Genomic DNA, 17,894 nt, shown 5'->3' with positions numbered 1-17,894 from the left:
GCTATAGAGGTGTTGGTGGATCTGAGCTTCACCAACGCTAACTGATAATATTGATATATGTGGCGCAAATTTCAAGCTTTTATCCAACGCGCTCGGAGTGTTTTGATTATTACTCCCAGTATTGCCCTGACAGTCATTGTTGGGCAATCGCTGGGGCTGTTCAATTTGCCTGAGTGGAAACTTCGTGATGAATGGGTTCGCCTACAGTGGGCTACGCTGACGCAAGAGAAGATTGTTGACGAAATTGTTATTGTTACCATTGATGAACATGATATCCGATCTATAGGTAAATGGCCAATTCCAGATTGGGCACTGGCACAATTACTTGAAAAGATTCGGGCGCAACAGCCTAGAGCTATTGGTTTGGATCTCTATCGGGATCTACCGGAAGGAAAGGGGCACGAGCAACTCGTAAAAATTTTCCGCAGCACGCCTAATTTGTTCGGGGTAGAAAAAATTACTGGTGAACGTGTTAACCCCCCTCCAGAACTGAAAAAGCGCGATCGCGTTGGTTTTGCAGATTTAGTGTTGGATGGAGATCGTCACGTGCGCCGTGCTCTCCTGACAGCAAAAGATGCACAGGAGCACGATACTCTTAAAGCAGGGCTGGCGACTCGTGTGGCGCTCCATTACCTTGAAGCCGAAGGGATTGCATTAGAAAGTATTGACCCCCAACAGCAAAAGTTCCGATTGGGCAAAGAAATTTACTCACCACTTAAGAATCAAGAAGCAGGTTATCCTGATGTTGAGTTAGGAGGCTATCAAATTCTACTCAACTGGCATGGTTCGGAAGTAGCGTTTCGCAGAGTGACTCTAGGCGACGTATTAGCAGGGAAACTTCCAGCCAATTTAATGCGCGATCGCATGGTATTTATTGGTTCAGTCGCTGCTAGTACCAATGATTTCTTTGGCACACCCTTTAGTTCCTCCTTCATATCTGCCCAAAAACCCACCCCCGGTGTTGTTGTTCACGCCAATATTGCTTACCAACTGGTGCAAGGGGCAAAAGCCGGAAACACAAATCTCCATGGTGTTTCTGGCATTTTTCTACCGCTCTGGATTGTTTTGTGGACTGTCATCGGTTCTACGGGTAGTTGGTACTTAGCGAGCTTGCGTGGTGGGCGGCGAATTCCAGGTGGCAAAATTCTTTGGGCTACTGTAGTCATAACTGGGGCATATATGGGAAGTGCCTACGGAATGTTTCTGAATGGAGTGTTGGTTCCGGTATCACCTGTTTTAGCTGCATTTATCGGTAGTGCGATCGCAACAACAAATGCTTATAAACAAAGGAAGCTAGAAGAAACGAATTGCCAACTGGAAATTGCCAACAATCAACTATCTGATTATTCCAAAACCTTGGAGATAAAAGTCGAAGAGCGAACTTGCGAACTCTTGGAGGCAAAGCAATCTGCCGATGCTGCTAACCGGGCAAAAAGTGAGTTCCTCGCAAATATGAGCCACGAACTCCGCACACCGCTAAATGGCATCCTTGGGTATGCACAACTGTTAGAGCGATCGCCAAATCTCACAGATAAAAATCGGCAAGGAGTCAGTATTATCCACCAATGTGGATCGCATTTGTTAATGCTAATCAATGATATTCTCGATCTCTCGAAAATAGAAGCTAGTAAACTAGAATTGGTTACGACTGGCGTACATTTACCTACCTTTCTACAGAGTGTAACCGAGATTTGCAGTATCCGAGCCGAACAGAAAGGGATTGGGTTTAACGTTTTCATTAGCGATCGCCTACCATCTGCCATTCAAACAGACGAAAAGCGATTGCGGCAAGTGTTAATTAATTTACTAGGCAATGCTGTGAAATTCACAGATACTGGTAGCGTTACATTCAAAGTAGATGTCATCAGTCAAGAGTCATTAGTCATTTGTGATTCGACAACAATGGACAAGCCACAAATGACAAAGGACAAAGAACAAAGGACAAATTGCAAGATTCGCTTTCAAATTGAAGATACTGGTATTGGGATGTCGCCAGAACAACTTGAGAAAATCTTTTTGCCTTTTGAGCAAGTGGGGGATAGTGGAAAGCGATCTGAGGGGACTGGTTTAGGATTAACCATCAGTCAGAGAATTGTAGCATTGATGGGCAGCCAAATTCAGGTACAGAGTCGGCTGGGGGAAGGAAGCGTGTTTTGGCTGGATTTGACAGTACCCCTTTCTCATGATTGGGATGCAAGGGTTAGTTCACCCAATCGGCAAATCATTGGAATTCAGAATAGTACGCCTCAGATTCTGATTATCGATGATGATGACAAGCACCGTTCCATGTTGATTGGTTTGTTGCAAGAAATTGGCTGTCGAACCTTGGAAGCGACTGATGGCAAACATGGGCTGCAGATGGTTACCGAACACAACCCTGATGCGATTTTGCTCGATTTAGCCATGCCTCATATGGATGGCTTTGAGTTGATGGATTGTTTGCAGGCGAATTCGCAAACCCATGGCATTCCTATTATCGTCTCCAGTGCCAATGTATTTGAGGAAAATCGTCAGCAGAGTTTAGAAGCAGGAGCAGTAGCTTTCCTACCTAAACCCTTAGAGATTGGCGAACTATTTAATACACTGCAATCGGTACTGGGAGTAGAGTGGATTTATGCCCAACCCACACCTCAGCAGTTATTTCCCAAGAGTCAGGAAGTCCCTGAGAGTGAATGGGTTCTGCCATCCCAGGATGTTTTGCAACAACTTTATCATCTAGCAATGATGGGAGATATTCCAGCAATTGAGGGCATACTAGAAGCGTTGGTTCCTGCTGAGTCGGGATTAGCACCTTTTGTGGCTGAATTGAGCCAGCTGACAGCTAATTTCCAAACTAAAAAAATACGTACATTCTTAAAAAACTGTATAACAAAGGAGACAAATAAATGATGGCAGATTCTTTCTTGAAGTCAATACGTATTTTGCTAGTGGATGACAATCCAAATAATATTAAGGTTTTATCAGAAGCAATACAAGGATATGGCTGGAAAGCTCTCATGGCAACAGATGGTGAGTCAGCGATCGAACAAACCGAATATGCTCAACCCGATCTCATTCTCCTAGATGTTATGATGCCCGGTATGGATGGATTTGAGACTTGTCGCAGGCTAAAAGCCAATCCTAACACTCAGAATATTCCAATTGTGTTTATGACTGCTTTGTCAGATGCTACAGACAAGGTGAAAGGATTGGAAATTGGTGCAGTTGATTACATTACCAAACCCTTTCAGCAAGAAGAAGTTATTGCCCGATTAAAGTTACACCTTAAAATCTCTCATCTCACCCGTACCTTAGAGCAACGAGTGCAAGAACGCACTACGCAGTTAACCCAATCTCTACAACAATTGCAAGAGACTCAACTACAACTGATCCAAAGTGAAAAAATGTCTACTCTAGGACAACTTGTTGCAGGTATTGGTCATGAGATTAATAATCCGATTGGTTTTATTGGCGGAAATATCTCTCACATTGAGGAATATATTAAGGATCTGCTGCGTTTGTTGAGGCTGCAACAGAAAAAGCTACCGAATCGCGATCGGGATATTGAAGAGCTTGTTGAAGAAATTGATTTGGAGTATCTCATTGAAGATTTACCAAAACTCCTAGCATCAATGCATCAAGGAATTACGCGTCTGAGGGACATCAGCCTCTCGCTCAGAACCTTTGCTCGTGCAGATATGTCATGTAAAGTAGAGTTTCAGATTCATGAGGGCATCGACAGTACTTTGATGTTGCTGAAACATAGATTGAACGGCAATGGCGATTGCGCTAAAATCCAAGTTGTTAAGCAATATGGTGAGTTGCCACCAATTGCTTGCTATCCCGGACAACTGAACCAAGTCTTTATGAATATCATCGCTAATGCCATTGATGCATTCGACGCTATCGAGCGAAAAGATTCTTCTCAAGGGATTGCTGCTCCAAACACAATTGCGATCGCAACATCGGTTGATTCTCAGCAAAAAACTGTCACAATTTGCATCCAAGACAATGGTCGTGGTATAATTCCGGAAATACAAGCTCGAATCTTTGAGCCATCGTTTACAACAAAGCCCGTAGGTAAAGGGACTGGGCTAGGATTAGCTATCAGCCGTCAAATTATAGTCGATAAACATAAGGGACAAATCACTTGCTCATCAGTCCCTGGTAAAGGTACACAATTTACAATCTCTCTTCCAATTGAGAGCGATTGTTAACAAGCGAACAAACTTTCACTTCAAAATTTTAATAGGTGAAGTATGTAGTGCTTGCACAAGAGCGCGGTTTTCAGGCTTTCCGAACTTCTAAAAAATAGACATAGGAGTGAAAATTAAATATGCATTGCGTACAACCTTTGTAAAAACGTGCCATGGCGCGTCTCTACATTCTTTTCCACCAGATATCTATTTCATGCTTCAAAACTAAGGGTGAAAGTAGAGGAAGTTGTAAGCATTATTATGCATCGCGTCAACCGCAAATTTAATTTAAAATTAATTAATTATTAACTATTTCTTAAATTTAAAATAAAATTTTAATGGCAATTGGAGTAAATGAAATTATTAAGTTCTTATAGACTAGCTTTATTTTACCCAAGTCCCTACAATTAAAGACGTTATTTGAGGTCTTTCTAATTTAGAGTGTAAGCCATGCCTAAAGCGAAAGAAAGTAAATCAACCGTTAAATTGAATGAGCCACAATATTATTTCAATCGGGAACTGAGTTGGTTGGAGTTTAATAATCGAGTGCTACACGAAGCGTTAGACTCTAGAACACTACTGTTGGAACGTCTAAAATTTGCAGCAATTTTTAGCTCCAATTTAGATGAATTTTTTATGGTGAGGGTGTCAGGGCTTAAGGAACAGGTGGAAGCAGAGGTTAGCCAATTAACTCCAGATGGGCGCACACCTCAAGAACAGCTAGATGCTATTGAACGCCTTCTTCGTCCTCAAGTGGTTCAGCAACACCGCCATTTTGAGCAGGAATTACGCTCAAAGCTTTCTTCAGTGGGTGTTTACCTCTTAAAGGATACAGATTTGAATCAAGAACAGCGTGTTTACCTCGAACGCTATTTTGAGAAGCATATATTCCCCATCCTAACTCCCTTAGCAGTCGATCCAGGGCATCCTTTTCCTCATATGTCTAATTTGAGTTTAAATTTGGGAGTCGTGGTTAAAAACCCCAAAACAGGAGAGGAAAATTTTGCTAGAGTCAAAGTCCCTGATATCGTACCCAGATTTATTACTTTTCCTCAAGAACTGCAATGTCATAACGAACACCCAACTGTTTGGACTGGTGTACCTCTAGAACAAGTTATTGCTTGTCATATCCAGTCTTTGTTTCCAGGTATGGAAATCCAGGAATCTTGTGTCTTCCGCGTGACTCGGGATGCGGACTTTCCAGTACAGGAAGATGAAGCAGAAGACCTTTTGTTGGCAATTCAACACGAAATTAGCAAACGTTATTTTAAGGGATCTGCAGTCAGGTTAGAAATTCAAGCATCTGGTTGTACTTTTGTACGGAAAACGTTAATGCAAGGGCTCAAACTTGCAGAAAGTGATGTCTATGATATAGAGGGTCTGCTAAACTTAAAAGACTTGATGTTTTTCATGTCGTTACCGTTACCTGACCAAAAAGACTCACCTTGGACGCCTGTTGTTCCCCCTCGTTTAAGACAAGTTCACGAGCTCAGTAAAGACAAAGACTTACTTGAGATAGCAAACGGGGAGAATTTATTTTTAGCGATCCAGCAAGGGGATTTGTTAGTTCACCATCCCTATGAATCTTTTTCAGAATCAGTTGAACTCTTCATTACGAAAGCGGCTACCGATCCAAAGGTGCTAGCTATTAAAATGACTCTGTATCGCACATCTGGTGATTCACCAATTGTCAAAGCTTTGATTGCAGCAGCAGAAAATAAAAAACAAGTGGCTGTTTTAGTTGAACTAAAAGCCCGTTTTGATGAGGAAAATAATATCAGTTGGGCGCGACAGTTAGAAGATGCAGGCGTGCATGTCGTATATGGATTGGTGGGATTGAAGACTCACACCAAAACCACACTTGTGGTGCGTAAGGAGGGTGACGATATTCGTCGCTATGTTCACATCGGTACGGGCAACTATAACTCCAAGACAGCAAAGCTTTATACTGATTTGGGTTTATTTAGTTGCAGAGAAGACTTGGGAGCAGATTTGACAGATTTATTTAATTACCTAACGGGTTATTCTTTGCAGCACTCTTATCGCAAGCTACTAGTGTCGCCAGTAAATATGCGCGATCGCATGGTTTCTTTCATCCGTAGAGAAATTGACCACTGTCAGAACGGTCATCCCGGTCGGATTATTGCCAAAATGAATTCACTGGTCGATCCGCAAATGATTGCAACTCTCTACGAAGCTTCTCAAGCGGGAGTGCAAATTGACTTAATTATTCGGGGTATATGCTGTTTGCGTCCTGGGGTTAAAGGAGTTAGTGAAAATATTCGCGTGATTAGCATTGTTGGTCGTTACCTAGAACATTCGCGTATCTTCTATTTTCACAACAACGGACAGGAGGAAATTTACATTGGCAGTGCGGATTGGATGCCACGTAACCTCGATCGCCGGGTGGAAGCAGTCGTTCCTATAGAAGATGCTAACCTTGTTAAGCAGCTCAAAAACATTTTAGATATTATGCTGGCTGATAATCGTCAAGCTTGGGAACTTCAGCCTGATGGGCAATATTTACAGCGCCGTCCTGGTGCAGAAGAAACAGAACAAAGTGCTCAGAAGATTCTTATGGAAATGGCATTACAACACTCTCTGTGAACTATTAGTAGTCCGCCACAATGATTTCACCTCATTCCCAGGTTCTACCTGGGAATGAGAGTGGGGGTCTACCTTTAACGAACAAACGTCCACTCTAAGGTTTTGATAGGTGAGGCTTGCAGTGCCTCCGTAAGTTCTTCATTACTGTCAAATTTTAATTTCTCTAGGTAAGTGGCTTCTACATTAACAGTAAACTTTTCCTCTAAAAAAGGCCATGGCTTGACTGTCACCCCATCGCTGCGCTCTATGACATCATAACGATTGCCATCGGGCAAAGTCGCAATTTCTAAAGCACGTTCGCCAACAGGTAACGCTCGATTGCACAAGATAAGGGACAGGCGATCGCACCACTGAAAAAACTCGTATGCTTCTGCTGCGTCGTCTTTTGAAATATTCAACTCTTGCCGCCATTGTTCTTGATGCTGGAGTTGCTCGTCCAAAAACTTATCCAATTCTGGCGACTCTCCACGCTTACCTTCATTCAGAAAGCTCATGTGCATGGAAATCATCATTGCCACCCACCGTCCCCGGTATCGAGCATTTTGCGTTAGCTGCCGCAACTTGTTTATATCAGTTTTTTTTGCGAGAGTAAAGTCCAAAGGTGCGCCTGCTTCTGTCAGGTGGTTGCCTTCCCATTCCTTCTCTAAATCATCGTGATGGGAAATAGCAGCAATTGTTTCCAACCAACGTAGAGGACGTTTCGTAGGATGCCAATGTCCGGCAATCTGAGCAGCAAGCAAAGCATGGGCGCGATGGTAAATCACTTCCCAACCTTTTTCGTGTAAATTAGCAATCATGAATTAAACTTAGATGCTCGTGTAATATGGATTTGCTTTTTCATATTGCACTGATTCAAGACGAAAATTCATCTTATCTAAGATAGGAATTGAGCACTGAAAAGTACGAAAAAAGCATTCTATGAATAGATTGACATCTAAAGATTGGATTATTATTACACAGCGACTGACTCCCTACTTATTTTTGCTACCAGCAATGGTCATTTTAGGATTAACCGTTTTTTGGCCCGCATTGCAAGCGTTTTACCTGAGCTTTACCCGATATGAATACGACTTAACCCAGATGCCGCAATGGGTAGGTTTAGCCAACTTTAACAGATTGTGGAAAGACCCAGTTTTTTGGAAAACGCTGGGTAATACTTTATTATACCTTGTAGGTGTCGTACCAATTTTGGTCATCGCTCCCCTAGTACTCGCAATTTTAGTCAACCAAAAACTGCGTGGCATGAACTGGTTTAGGGCAGCTTATTACACACCAGTTGTCATTTCAATGGTAGTTGCTGGAATTGCTTGGAGGTGGTTGTATGCAGAAACAGGTTTGCTGAACCAATTGCTCAAGGGTATTTTTCCAGGAGGAATTCCTTGGCTCACCAGTCCCCAATTTGCACTATACAGCGTGATGGCTGTGACGATTTGGAAGGGATTGGGTTACTACATGGTGATTTATCTAGCCGGGTTACAATCCATACCCAGCGATATCTATGAAGCAGCAGCCATAGATGGTTCAGATGGTATTAGCAAGCACTGGGATATTACAGTCCCCTTAATGCAACCTTATCTAGGTTTAGTGGCAGTGATATCAGCGATTTCTGCCACTAAGGTCTTTGAAGAAATATATATCATGACCCAAGGCGGACCGCGTAATAGCTCGAAAACGATTGTTTACTATTTATATGAACAAGCATTTACGAACTTAGAAATTAGCTATGCTTGTACAATTGGGTTGGTACTCTTTTTAATTATTTTGGGATTGTCTGTTTTACGGTTAGCACTCGATCGCAATGTAACGGTGACCAGTGACCAATAACTGCTACCATTCTCCATGATAAACAAAAGTCGTCCATATCAGTAAACATTAAGACACCGTAGGTTGGGTTGAGGAACGAAACCCAACATTTATCAGCATTTGTTGGGTAACGCTTGTGCTCAACCCAACCTACAATTTCTCTCAGCCCTTGCAGTATTGGGTCAACGCCTCAAGTTCACAAGGCATACGCCTCTTTGACAATTGTACCCAGTAACAACGATTCAAAAAACGTTGAAAGTCGCTCAGGTAAACAGTTCGCTAATTTTTTTTGGGGGGAGGTTCCGCTTAAAGGAAACTGGTGAACCGGGAAAGTCAACCAGCAAACATCTCAGCTAAAGTATCGAGAACTGCTTTCTGTTCGTCAGCACTAATTTGACCAATTTGCTTGACTAATCGAGTTTTGTCAACTGTGCGGATTTGATCGAGAACAATTTGTCCCTCTTTACCCTGAAACTGACAAGCGACACGGGTAGGATATGCTTGACCTTTGGTAGTCATTGGAGCAACGATGACAGTGGCAATATGGCGGTTCATCTCATCAGGCGAAATCACCACGCAGGGTCTCGTTTTCTGAATTTCACTACCAACTGTAGGATCGAGATTCACTAAGAAGACATCAAAACGTTGGACTACCACTCCCATTCAACTTGCTCCCAGTTTGTCGCAGTGGCATCATCTAACAAAATATCATCGTTTTGCTCTGCCATCATTGCAAAGGCTTCGTCCCACCCAGCACGCAATTGTGGTGCTGCACGCACAATTAAGCGATCGCCTTCCACTTCAATTTCAACCTCTGTGTGAATTCCACTTTGCTCCAATAGAGGTTTGGGAATACGAATACCTTGGGAATTACCAATTTTAACAATACGAGTTCTAACTGTTGCGCTCATGTCCTAAGTCGGAATACATCTTTTCAGTAATTACATTGTAACCACAATTTACAAGATATGGTCAAGTTAACACTCGATCGCTGGTCACTGGTTACTGGTTCCTCATCTTTCTCCTCTGCGTACTCTCGTCCATATCAGAGATGATTTATAAAGTAAACATTAAGACACCGTAGGTTGGGTTTCGTTCCTCAACCCAACCTACGCAAAACTTTGCTCTTGTATAGAACAGATCCACTATTTTGCTGGACATCTTGGCTCTCAATAATTTCAAATAAGCCAGACACCTTCAAAATACCTTTTAGAGTTTTAATTCCATACTTTTTTGGTGTACACTCAGGTTCTTGACTCTTAATAAATTCACCTGCTCTTGCTAGCAAAGTCATATCACCTATTCTGTCTGTGTTTGTTTCAGCTAAACGCAGTAACTTGACAATTTGTGTATTCTCCCATGCTTTCTCAGATGGATTGGACAGATTTATGTATTTAACCTTAGAGGTAACTTCTTCCCTGAGTTGTTTGTATAACAAATCAATTTTTGGATGAGATTCGGCATAATTTTCCCGAATAAAGTAAAGCACACCCATTCAAGGAAGAGACGCGGAGGACGGAATCTGTCACTAGGAGCGAGTGCGATCGCTCTAACGATACACGGTTTAGACTTGCGCGGTATCGATCCCTTGCTCAACATGGGTGGGACTATCTTGGGAATCATCAACAAAGGGGACACCTTGGCACGTGCCAGTAAATATCGTTGCTGGATATAAGATGTTGGAGCTAGATGCACTTATTGGCATTGGTGGTGATGGTAGTATAAATATTCTCCACAACCTAACACAGTAAGGCAATTGGAATTTTATAGCTATTCCTAAAACGATCGCTTGCCCTTTCTACTGAATATTATCCATTTAGATAAAGTGCTATCACCCAAGCGATTTGTGATTATTTATAACACCCTTAATTATACTGTATGAAATTTTTAAGAAAATGCTTGTTTTGTTTGTTTTGTATATATCCAAACAACATAAAAGTTCTTTTTATAAGTAATTTCCGTAAAAATTGACCCATGGACAATTTAACTATTCTTAGAAAAATCAGAATGATTTTAGTATTTTTACTGAAGTAAAAGACTATAAAATTTTTTATACTATTTCCTGATGAGAACTAAAATAGATTTACTCCCTAAAAAGAGTGAAAATCTCTAGCAGAATTGTGAACCAATACATTGACTAAAAATAAAATTTACCTTGCGTGTTTCATATAGTGCATGAACCTCGAAAAATATGTCAAGCTCGAAAAATTCACAAATCGCTTACTGGAATCGTCTTTAAACTATAGATCCACTATTTGGAGCAAGAACATGGATAGCTAATGGAAAACGGGAAGCCCAAATCATGATGCGATCCCAATAAATTATGGGACTATCAATACATATCTGATGGTTTTAGATAGCAGATTCTCTATGATTTTTCTGTCCGAATCTTGAAATAACACACTCACATAGAAAAACCTTTTAGGATTGCCATATCAAACGCTGCTTCTGGGTTAGTGCAATCAATTGACCTCAAGGCAAATTTGGATAGCGTAGCTCAGGTAATAAAGTTATTTTTGGATTAAAAGAAAGCAGACATAATCAAATGTATACAAGCTTTTATCTGTAAGGTTGGCAGTGCCCGCCCTACTCTTCCAAAAAAGTGAAACCGCAGTCTTCCAAAAAAGTGAAACCGCAGCACTTTGAGAATTTTCTAGAATCATCAGTAACTTTTATTACGTACTTTTGCGTTTTTCCAGTATTTTTATTTAAAATATGGCTGGTAGCTGATGACAAAAACTTTTGATGCTTTTATCTCCTACGGACGAGCTGACAGTAAAGAGTTTGCGACAAAACTTCAAGCTCGCTTAAACGAACAAGGATTCCGAGTTTGGTTTGACTTCAATGACATTCCTTTGGGGGTAGATTTCCAAAATCAAATCGATGATGGGATCGAAAAGGCTTGTCACTTTTTGTTTCTTATTAGTCCTCATTCAGTAAATTCGCTTTATTGTCGCAAAGAGATAGAGCTAGCAATTAAGCTCAATAAACGGATCTTTCCGTTATTACACGTTATGCAAATTAGCCAGGAAACCTGGCAGCAAAGAAACCCGAATGGTACGGCACAGGATTGGGAGGTATACAAGCTCAAAGGGTTACATGATAGCTATCAAAATATGCACCCAACAATTCAAAAGCTAAACTGGGTGTATTTTCAAGAGGATAATAACGATTTTGAAAAATCCTTGGCTTCTTTAGTTACATTACTCCGCTCCCATCCTGATTATGTAGAACAGCATACCAAGTTTTTAGTCAAAGCTTTGGAGTGGGAGAGGAACCAAAAGCAAACGAGATACTTGTTAACAGGGTCAGAGAAACAACAGGCTGAAGCTTGGTTAAAAATACGCTTTAAAAACGAGCAACCGCCTTGTGTTTCCAGCAATTTACATTGCGAATATATCACTGAAAGTATCAAGAATGCTAATAACTTAATGACTCAGGTGTTTCTGTCGTATGCTCATCAAGATAAGGAGACGATGGAGAAAATTCGCGCTTCTTTAAGGCAAGAAAGCATTACTGTTTGGGCAAATACAACAGATATTCAAACTGGAGAAGCATTTGAGTTAGCGATTAAGCGAGGGATAGAACAAGCTGATAACATAGTATATTTGCTTTCCCCTGACTCAATAAAGTCTAGTTACTGCCAGATGGAATTGGACTTAGCTTTGTCGTTCAATAAGCGAATTATTCCCCTACTGGTGCGAGAAACTGATGAAATGCAGATGCCGCCAGTGCTACAATCTTTGCAGTATATTGACTTTACTGATAATGTAAAAGAAGAAGATTACCTCCTCGACTCCAGTCAATTGTTAAAGATTTTGCATGAAGATGCGGATTATTACAACGAGCATAAAATCCTGTTGACAAAAGCCCTCAACTGGGAGCGGCAGCACTATAATCCGAGCATTTTGCTGCGGGGATATAACTTGCAGAGCGCTGAAGCTTGGTTAAAGGTGGCAAACAAAAGGACACAGCATCCACCAATACCATTACAGGAAAAATTCATTAATGAAAGTTTACAGCAACCGCCATTAGAATCGCTAGATGTGTTCATTTCCTATTCCCGTGCGGACTCCGACTTTGCAAGAAAGCTGAATGATAGCTTACAGATACAGGGAAAAACGACATGGTTTGACCAAGAAAGTATTGCATCGGGGAGTGACTTTCAGCAGGAGATTTATCGAGGAATAAAAACCTGCGGTAATTTTCTATTTATTCTCTCACCCCGCTCGGTAAATTCACCTTACTGTAAGGATGAGGTGGAGTATGCAAGCAAGTTGAATAAACGCTTTGTAACAGTGCTGCTGACTGCGGTGAATACCAACGACTTACATCCAGAGTTAGCCAAAGTACAGTGGATTGATTTTAATCACAGTCAGCGAGATTTTAATGCTAATTTCAATCAATTAGTCATAACCCTTGATACCGATCGCGAACACGTTCACAGCCATAGCAAATGGTTGCAGAGGGCATTGGAGTGGGAGCAGAAACATAGAAGTGATGACTTGTTGTTACGAGGTAATGAATTTTTAATCGCTCAAACCTGGTTAATTGAAACCCAACAACAAAAGAAAAAGCCTGTTGCAACTTTGTTACAGGAGGTATTTATTGAGACGAGTAAAAAAGCTATAGAAGCGGCAGAGTTAGAAAAACGCCGACAAGCAGAAGTGCTGCGTCTAGAGTCAGAGCGGGCAAAGGAAGCTTTAGCACGACTCGCAGAACAGAAAAAAAATGCCAAAAGACAAAAGTTATTTCTTGTTACTATTACTATGGCATTAGTAGCCGCTGTTGGTTTTGGTACGATGGCTTGGAAGAAGGAGCAAGAAGCTGAAGCTGCTCAGGAAGCTCAACTTGGTTCTTTAAGTCAATTTTCATTGGCACTCTCGCAGCAAAATCTCAAGTTTGATGCCCTACTTGAAGCTATTAGGGTAGAGAGACAAGCACAAAATCTTGGTTCGGAGCTAAAGCCTGAAACTCAAAGTCTAATTTTGTCAGCATTGCAGGCAGCTGTTTATGGATCGGAGTTCAGAAAGCAATATTTTTTAGAACATACTAGTACAGTCACGGATGTCAGCTTCAACCCCAAAGATAAGACAATTGTCACAGGGAGTGAAGATGGTACCATCAAAATTTGGGGTCTTCATGGAGAGAAAAAAAGTACCATAAAAGTTGACAATGGCGGCATTGATGCTAATGTCAACAGCGTAGCTTGGAGTCCTGACGGGAATACTATTGCCTCTGGTGACGACAAAAATACCGTTAAACTTTGGAGCAAGGAGGGGAAACATATCAATACGCTCACTGGCCATACAATGTCAGTCAACAGCGTAGTTTGGAGTCCTGATGGGAATACTATTGCCTCTGCCAGTGATGACAAGACCGTCATACTGTGGAACAAGCAGAAGAAGCGCCTCCAAACCCTTAAAGGTCATAAATATTCGGTCAACAGCGTCAGCTTCAGCCCCGACGGTAAGACAATTGCCACAGCGAGTGATGATGGTAGCATCAAAATTTGGGGTCTTAATGGTGAGAAAAAAAGTACCATAAAAGTGAACAATAGTGGCATTGATGATAGTGTCAACAGCGTAGCTTGGAGTTCTGATGGGAATACTATTGTCTCTGGTTACGACAACGGTACCGTTAAACTCTGGAGCAAGGAGGGGAAACATATCAGGACGTTCACTGGTCATAAAGCATCAGTCAACAGCCTAGCTTGGAGTCCTGACGGGAAGACTATTGCCTCTGCTAGTGATGACAGCACTGTGAGACTGTGGGACAAGGAAGGAAAGCTCCTCGAAACGCTTAGTGGTCATGATGCTTTAATCAGAAGCGTCAAATTCAGTTCTGACGGTAAAACAATTGTCACTGCTAGTGAGGACAATACCGTCATAGTGTGGAGCAAGTCAGGTAAGAGACTCAAAACCCTCCAAGGAGATATGCCTCCAGCCTGGAATCTAGCTTGGAGTCCCGATGGGAATACCATTGCTCATGGTACCCCGGACGGTACCGTTAAGCTTTGGAACAAGAAGGGTAAGCTATTAAGAGAGTTTAAAGAACTTAATTCTCTACTCCCAATCATGAGTGTAGCTTGGAGTCCCGATGGAAATACTTTTGCTGCTGGTGGTGTGGACAATACTGTTAAGCTCTGGAACAAAGATGGTCAGCAACCCAAAACCCTCAAAGGACATACAGATCCTGTTTGGAGTGTAGCTTGGAGTCCCGATGGAAATACCATTGCTTCTGGTAGTCTTGACAATACTGTTAAGCTCTGGAATAGGGATGGTCAGCAACCCAATACCCTCAAAGGGCATAAAGCTGGAGTCATGAGTGTAGCTTGGAGTCCCGATGGAAATACCCTTGCTTCTGGTAGTCTGGACAAGAGTATCAAACTCTGGGACAAGAAGGGTCAGCTACTCCAAGACCTTAAAAGACATAATAGTAAAATCACTAGCGTTAGTTTTAGCCTTGACGGCAATGTGCTTGCTTCCGCAAGTGATGACAATACTATTATACTATGGAGCAAAAAAGGCCACTCATACAACTACAAAACAACCTTGGAAGGGCATAAGGCTGGTGTTTTTAGCGTCACTTTTAGCCCTGACGGAAATACTATTGCATCTAGCAGTCTAGACAGTACTGTGAGACTTTGGAACAAGAAGGGAGAGCCACTCCAAACCCTGTTTGCACACAATCAGATGGTGAGTAGCGTTAGTTTTAGTCCTGATAGCAAAACCCTTGCCTCTGCCAGTAATGACAAAACAATTCTCTGGAATCTAAAAGACTTACAGCTAGACTTGCTAATGAAAAATGGTTGCGCTCAAATGCGGGATTATTTGGACTACAATGCACAAGGCTCAAATCGAGACCTCTGTAAAAATATCAACAAAAATTGAAGAAGGCATAAACATTAAGACACCGTAGGTTGGGTAGAGCGTAAGCGAAACCCAACAAATGCTGATAAATGTTGGGTTGAGGAACGAAACCCAACCTACTTATTGTTTACACTTTCTCCCTTGCGGGTGGTACAATACCAAACTTGCTGAGACCTTCATCAAGTTCCCTAAGTGTTTTAAAATCTTCTTCTGGCAGGGGATAACTGCTACTGCTGAATATACCTGCACTGACAGTCGGATACTTTTCCAAAAAGGAGAATGCTTGACGAAATTGCTGCGGTTCAGCTTTAATTGGTGCATCAAAATGACAAGAAATAATCCACTGAAAATCCCAACTCGCTACTTTATTAGCCCAATGAATAGTTTCTTGAGGTGCGCGATTAAGAATGAGAGTTTGTAAAATTGGCGCTACAAATAGACGCCCATCTCCTCGCAATGCATCAAATGATTGTTTCCAATCAGGTTTCCATTTGAAAGGAAATAACCCAAAATAAGCTTTTTTGGAACGTTCGGATGCTTTTAAGACGTTGCGAAATACTTCCCCCCATTTTATGACTTCCAACATACTTGGTTGGAAGTATAAAGCAAATAACACAATCCTTTGCCATCCCTTACGGCGATTGGCTTGATTGTCTTCGATGACATCGGATGCTTTATCTTTAGCATGGAATAGTAAGGGGTATGGATCTAATTGCACGATCGCGGGCGGTTCTTCTGATACGGAAAGGACGGAATCTGTCACCAGGAGTGAGTGCGATCGCTTGTGAAAGAAGGCCACTTCTGCAAATCGACCTGGTCCCAGTTCAATCGGACCGAGTATTGCATAATCAAATTCGTTACCAAAGGGAGTTTGACTGCTATCTTCTGGGAGTACCTGAGTGCGTTTTCGAGGTAAGCCAAGCCAACTGAGTGGAAGATTGAGAGGGAAACTCCACTGCTTGGGAGCCACATATATCCTAGCTTCTGGAAAATATCTGGCAAAAGGACCGACAAAAACTTTATGTTCCAAACCCGAAACAGTTGGCAGAATGATGTACTTGACATTACCATGTTCTGCCACCAACTCATTCACCAGGCGGATACATTCTGGGGTTGGTGCAACAGGCGCGTAAACGAGAAGACCTCCTGGTTCTAACTTTACCACTGTCATACGAATAGGCACAACGACGTAGAAAATACCTTGAAGCTGGTCAAAAGTCCAGATTGTGTCCCTGACCAATTCTTTGCGAATTGTCCGCCGTTCACCAAAGGGATAAAGTGGCAAAGCCGGCCAGAATTGCCATGAAAAGTCCCTATAATTATTCTTTTGTCCCTGCCTTTCCTGCACCTTCATTTAAGTTGAGCCACTCCACTTTTGAATTGGGATCGCGAAAATAAGTATTGCCCTCACAGTTTCCTCAAATGTTTTGCCTAATTTTAGGTTAGTACAGCATTGTTGTAAATATTTCTTAATTAAATAGTTTTATGAAAAATTGCAAACGAATTGGTATTCTTACAAGTGGTGGAGATTGTGCGGGACTTAATGCTGTGATTCGCGCTGTTGTGAGTCATGCAAAGCTCACCTACGATTGGGAAGTACTGGGAATTCCTTACGCAACGCAGGGTCTACTAGAAGGTAGAGCGATCGCTCTAACGATACACGGTTTAGACTTGCGCGGTATCGATCCCTTGCTCAACATAGGTGGGACTATCTTGGGAACCATCAACAAAGGGGACACCTTGGCACGTGCCAGTGAGATCGTTGCTGGATATAAGATGTTGGAGCTAGATGCACTTATTGGCATTGGTGGTGATAGTAGTATAAATATTCTCCACAACCTAGCATATCAAGGTAATTGGAATTTTATAGCTATTCCTAAAACGATCGATCTTGATTCCGGAAATTCCTTATTCCATTGAGGGTGTTTGCAAGCATATCAACCAGCTACGCGATCGCTGGCAACCCAAATTTGCGATTGTGGGCGTCGCAGAAGGCATTGAAGCGCTAAGAGCTTTTGGTAAAACTGCTATGGATTTAGTGGCGCATGAACAATATGACCAAATGGTAGCTTGGCAGCACGGACAAGTTGTTGCTGTTCCCATTTCAGAGGCTATATCTCGGAGTCCTTCTTCGGTAGATGCCAATGGATATCTAGTTCAAACTGCTCGCTCTTTAGGTATATATCTTGGTAAATTGTGATACGGAATTGGAGTTTTAGAGGATGTTTGAAAAGTGGTTAGCTGTCATTTTCATCACATGATTACCCCCCTTAGTCCACGCCACTTGCTACAAGTCGGGAAACCCGCGATGGCGCAGTGGCTCCCCCTTATAAAGGGGGGAAATAAGAGAAATTGAGTTCCCTCACGCCACGTGCTTCAAGTCGGCAAAGCCGCGATGGCGCAGTGGCTCCCCTTTATAAGGGGAGGGTTAGGGTGG

10 protein-coding genes and 2 pseudogenes are annotated in these 17,894 nt (G+C 42.0%); 7 read left to right on the top strand and 5 right to left on the bottom strand.

Annotation, left to right across the window (positions count from 1 at the left end):
• The first annotated feature begins 57 nt into the window (after nucleotides 1–57).
• The 3 genes from F7734_RS25350 (at nucleotide 58) to ppk1 (ending at nucleotide 6,782) form a co-directional block, all read left to right on the top strand.
• Nucleotides 58–2,889, top strand: coding sequence for a CHASE2 domain-containing protein (locus tag F7734_RS25350; protein WP_155747414.1), 2,832 nt, complete (start codon nucleotides 58–60; stop codon nucleotides 2,887–2,889).
• Entirely contained in the window at nucleotides 2,886–4,196 is a 1,311-nt protein-coding gene (locus tag F7734_RS25345; RefSeq protein ID WP_155747413.1) for a response regulator, read from the top strand. The genes F7734_RS25350 and F7734_RS25345 overlap by 4 nt, the downstream gene beginning before the upstream one ends.
• A gap of 429 nt (nucleotides 4,197–4,625) precedes the next feature.
• Complete coding sequence (gene ppk1 / locus F7734_RS25340) at nucleotides 4,626–6,782, top strand: polyphosphate kinase 1 (protein ID WP_155747412.1); 2,157 nt, start codon at nucleotides 4,626–4,628, stop codon at nucleotides 6,780–6,782.
• Between the two features lie 74 nt (nucleotides 6,783–6,856).
• Here the strand turns inward: ppk1 and F7734_RS25335 are convergent, their stop codons facing one another.
• Complete coding sequence (locus tag F7734_RS25335) at nucleotides 6,857–7,579, bottom strand: DUF3891 family protein (protein WP_155747411.1); 723 nt, start codon at nucleotides 7,577–7,579, stop codon at nucleotides 6,857–6,859.
• Between the two features lie 121 nt (nucleotides 7,580–7,700).
• Between F7734_RS25335 and F7734_RS25330 the strand changes: the two genes are divergently transcribed.
• On the top strand, nucleotides 7,701–8,606 hold the full coding sequence (locus F7734_RS25330; RefSeq protein WP_155747410.1) for a sugar ABC transporter permease: 906 nt from the start codon (nucleotides 7,701–7,703) through the stop codon (nucleotides 8,604–8,606).
• A 312-nt stretch (nucleotides 8,607–8,918) separates the two neighbouring features.
• Here the strand turns inward: F7734_RS25330 and F7734_RS25325 are convergent, their stop codons facing one another.
• From F7734_RS25325 to F7734_RS25315, 3 genes are all read right to left on the bottom strand, one after another.
• A complete protein-coding gene (locus tag F7734_RS25325; RefSeq protein ID WP_155747409.1) occupies nucleotides 8,919–9,248 on the bottom strand; it encodes a type II toxin-antitoxin system PemK/MazF family toxin in 330 nt (109 codons plus the stop codon).
• A complete protein-coding gene (locus F7734_RS25320; RefSeq protein ID WP_155747408.1) occupies nucleotides 9,236–9,496 on the bottom strand; it encodes an AbrB/MazE/SpoVT family DNA-binding domain-containing protein in 261 nt (86 codons plus the stop codon). The genes F7734_RS25325 and F7734_RS25320 overlap by 13 nt, the downstream gene beginning before the upstream one ends.
• 188 nt (nucleotides 9,497–9,684) lie before the next feature.
• Nucleotides 9,685–10,023, bottom strand: coding sequence for a hypothetical protein (locus F7734_RS25315; RefSeq protein ID WP_155747407.1), 339 nt, complete (start codon nucleotides 10,021–10,023; stop codon nucleotides 9,685–9,687).
• A 102-nt stretch (nucleotides 10,024–10,125) separates the two neighbouring features.
• On the opposite strand from F7734_RS25315, the pseudogene F7734_RS25310 reads away from it, so the two are divergent.
• Together F7734_RS25310 and F7734_RS25305 are read left to right on the top strand one after the other, a co-directional pair.
• Nucleotides 10,126–10,333: pseudogene (locus F7734_RS25310) on the top strand (6-phosphofructokinase); the annotation flags it as partial.
• 981 nt (nucleotides 10,334–11,314) lie between these two features.
• Nucleotides 11,315–15,478 (top strand): TIR domain-containing protein, encoded by a 4,164-nt coding sequence (locus F7734_RS25305; protein WP_155747406.1) that lies wholly within the window; start codon nucleotides 11,315–11,317, stop codon nucleotides 15,476–15,478.
• A gap of 106 nt (nucleotides 15,479–15,584) precedes the next feature.
• On the opposite strand, the gene F7734_RS25300 is transcribed toward F7734_RS25305, so the two are convergent.
• Nucleotides 15,585–16,811, bottom strand: a complete 1,227-nt coding sequence (locus F7734_RS25300; RefSeq protein ID WP_155747405.1) for a DUF4336 domain-containing protein — start codon at nucleotides 16,809–16,811, stop codon at nucleotides 15,585–15,587.
• 131 nt (nucleotides 16,812–16,942) lie between these two features.
• Here F7734_RS25300 and F7734_RS25295 point away from each other — a divergent pair.
• Nucleotides 16,943–17,657, top strand: a pseudogene (locus F7734_RS25295) (6-phosphofructokinase).
• The last annotated feature ends 237 nt before the right edge of the window (nucleotides 17,658–17,894 follow it).

It is taken from the genome of Scytonema sp. UIC 10036 (assembly GCF_009725235.1).
Note: the sequence above shows the minus strand (reverse complement) of the source record. Positions and strands in the feature narration are given on the sequence as shown.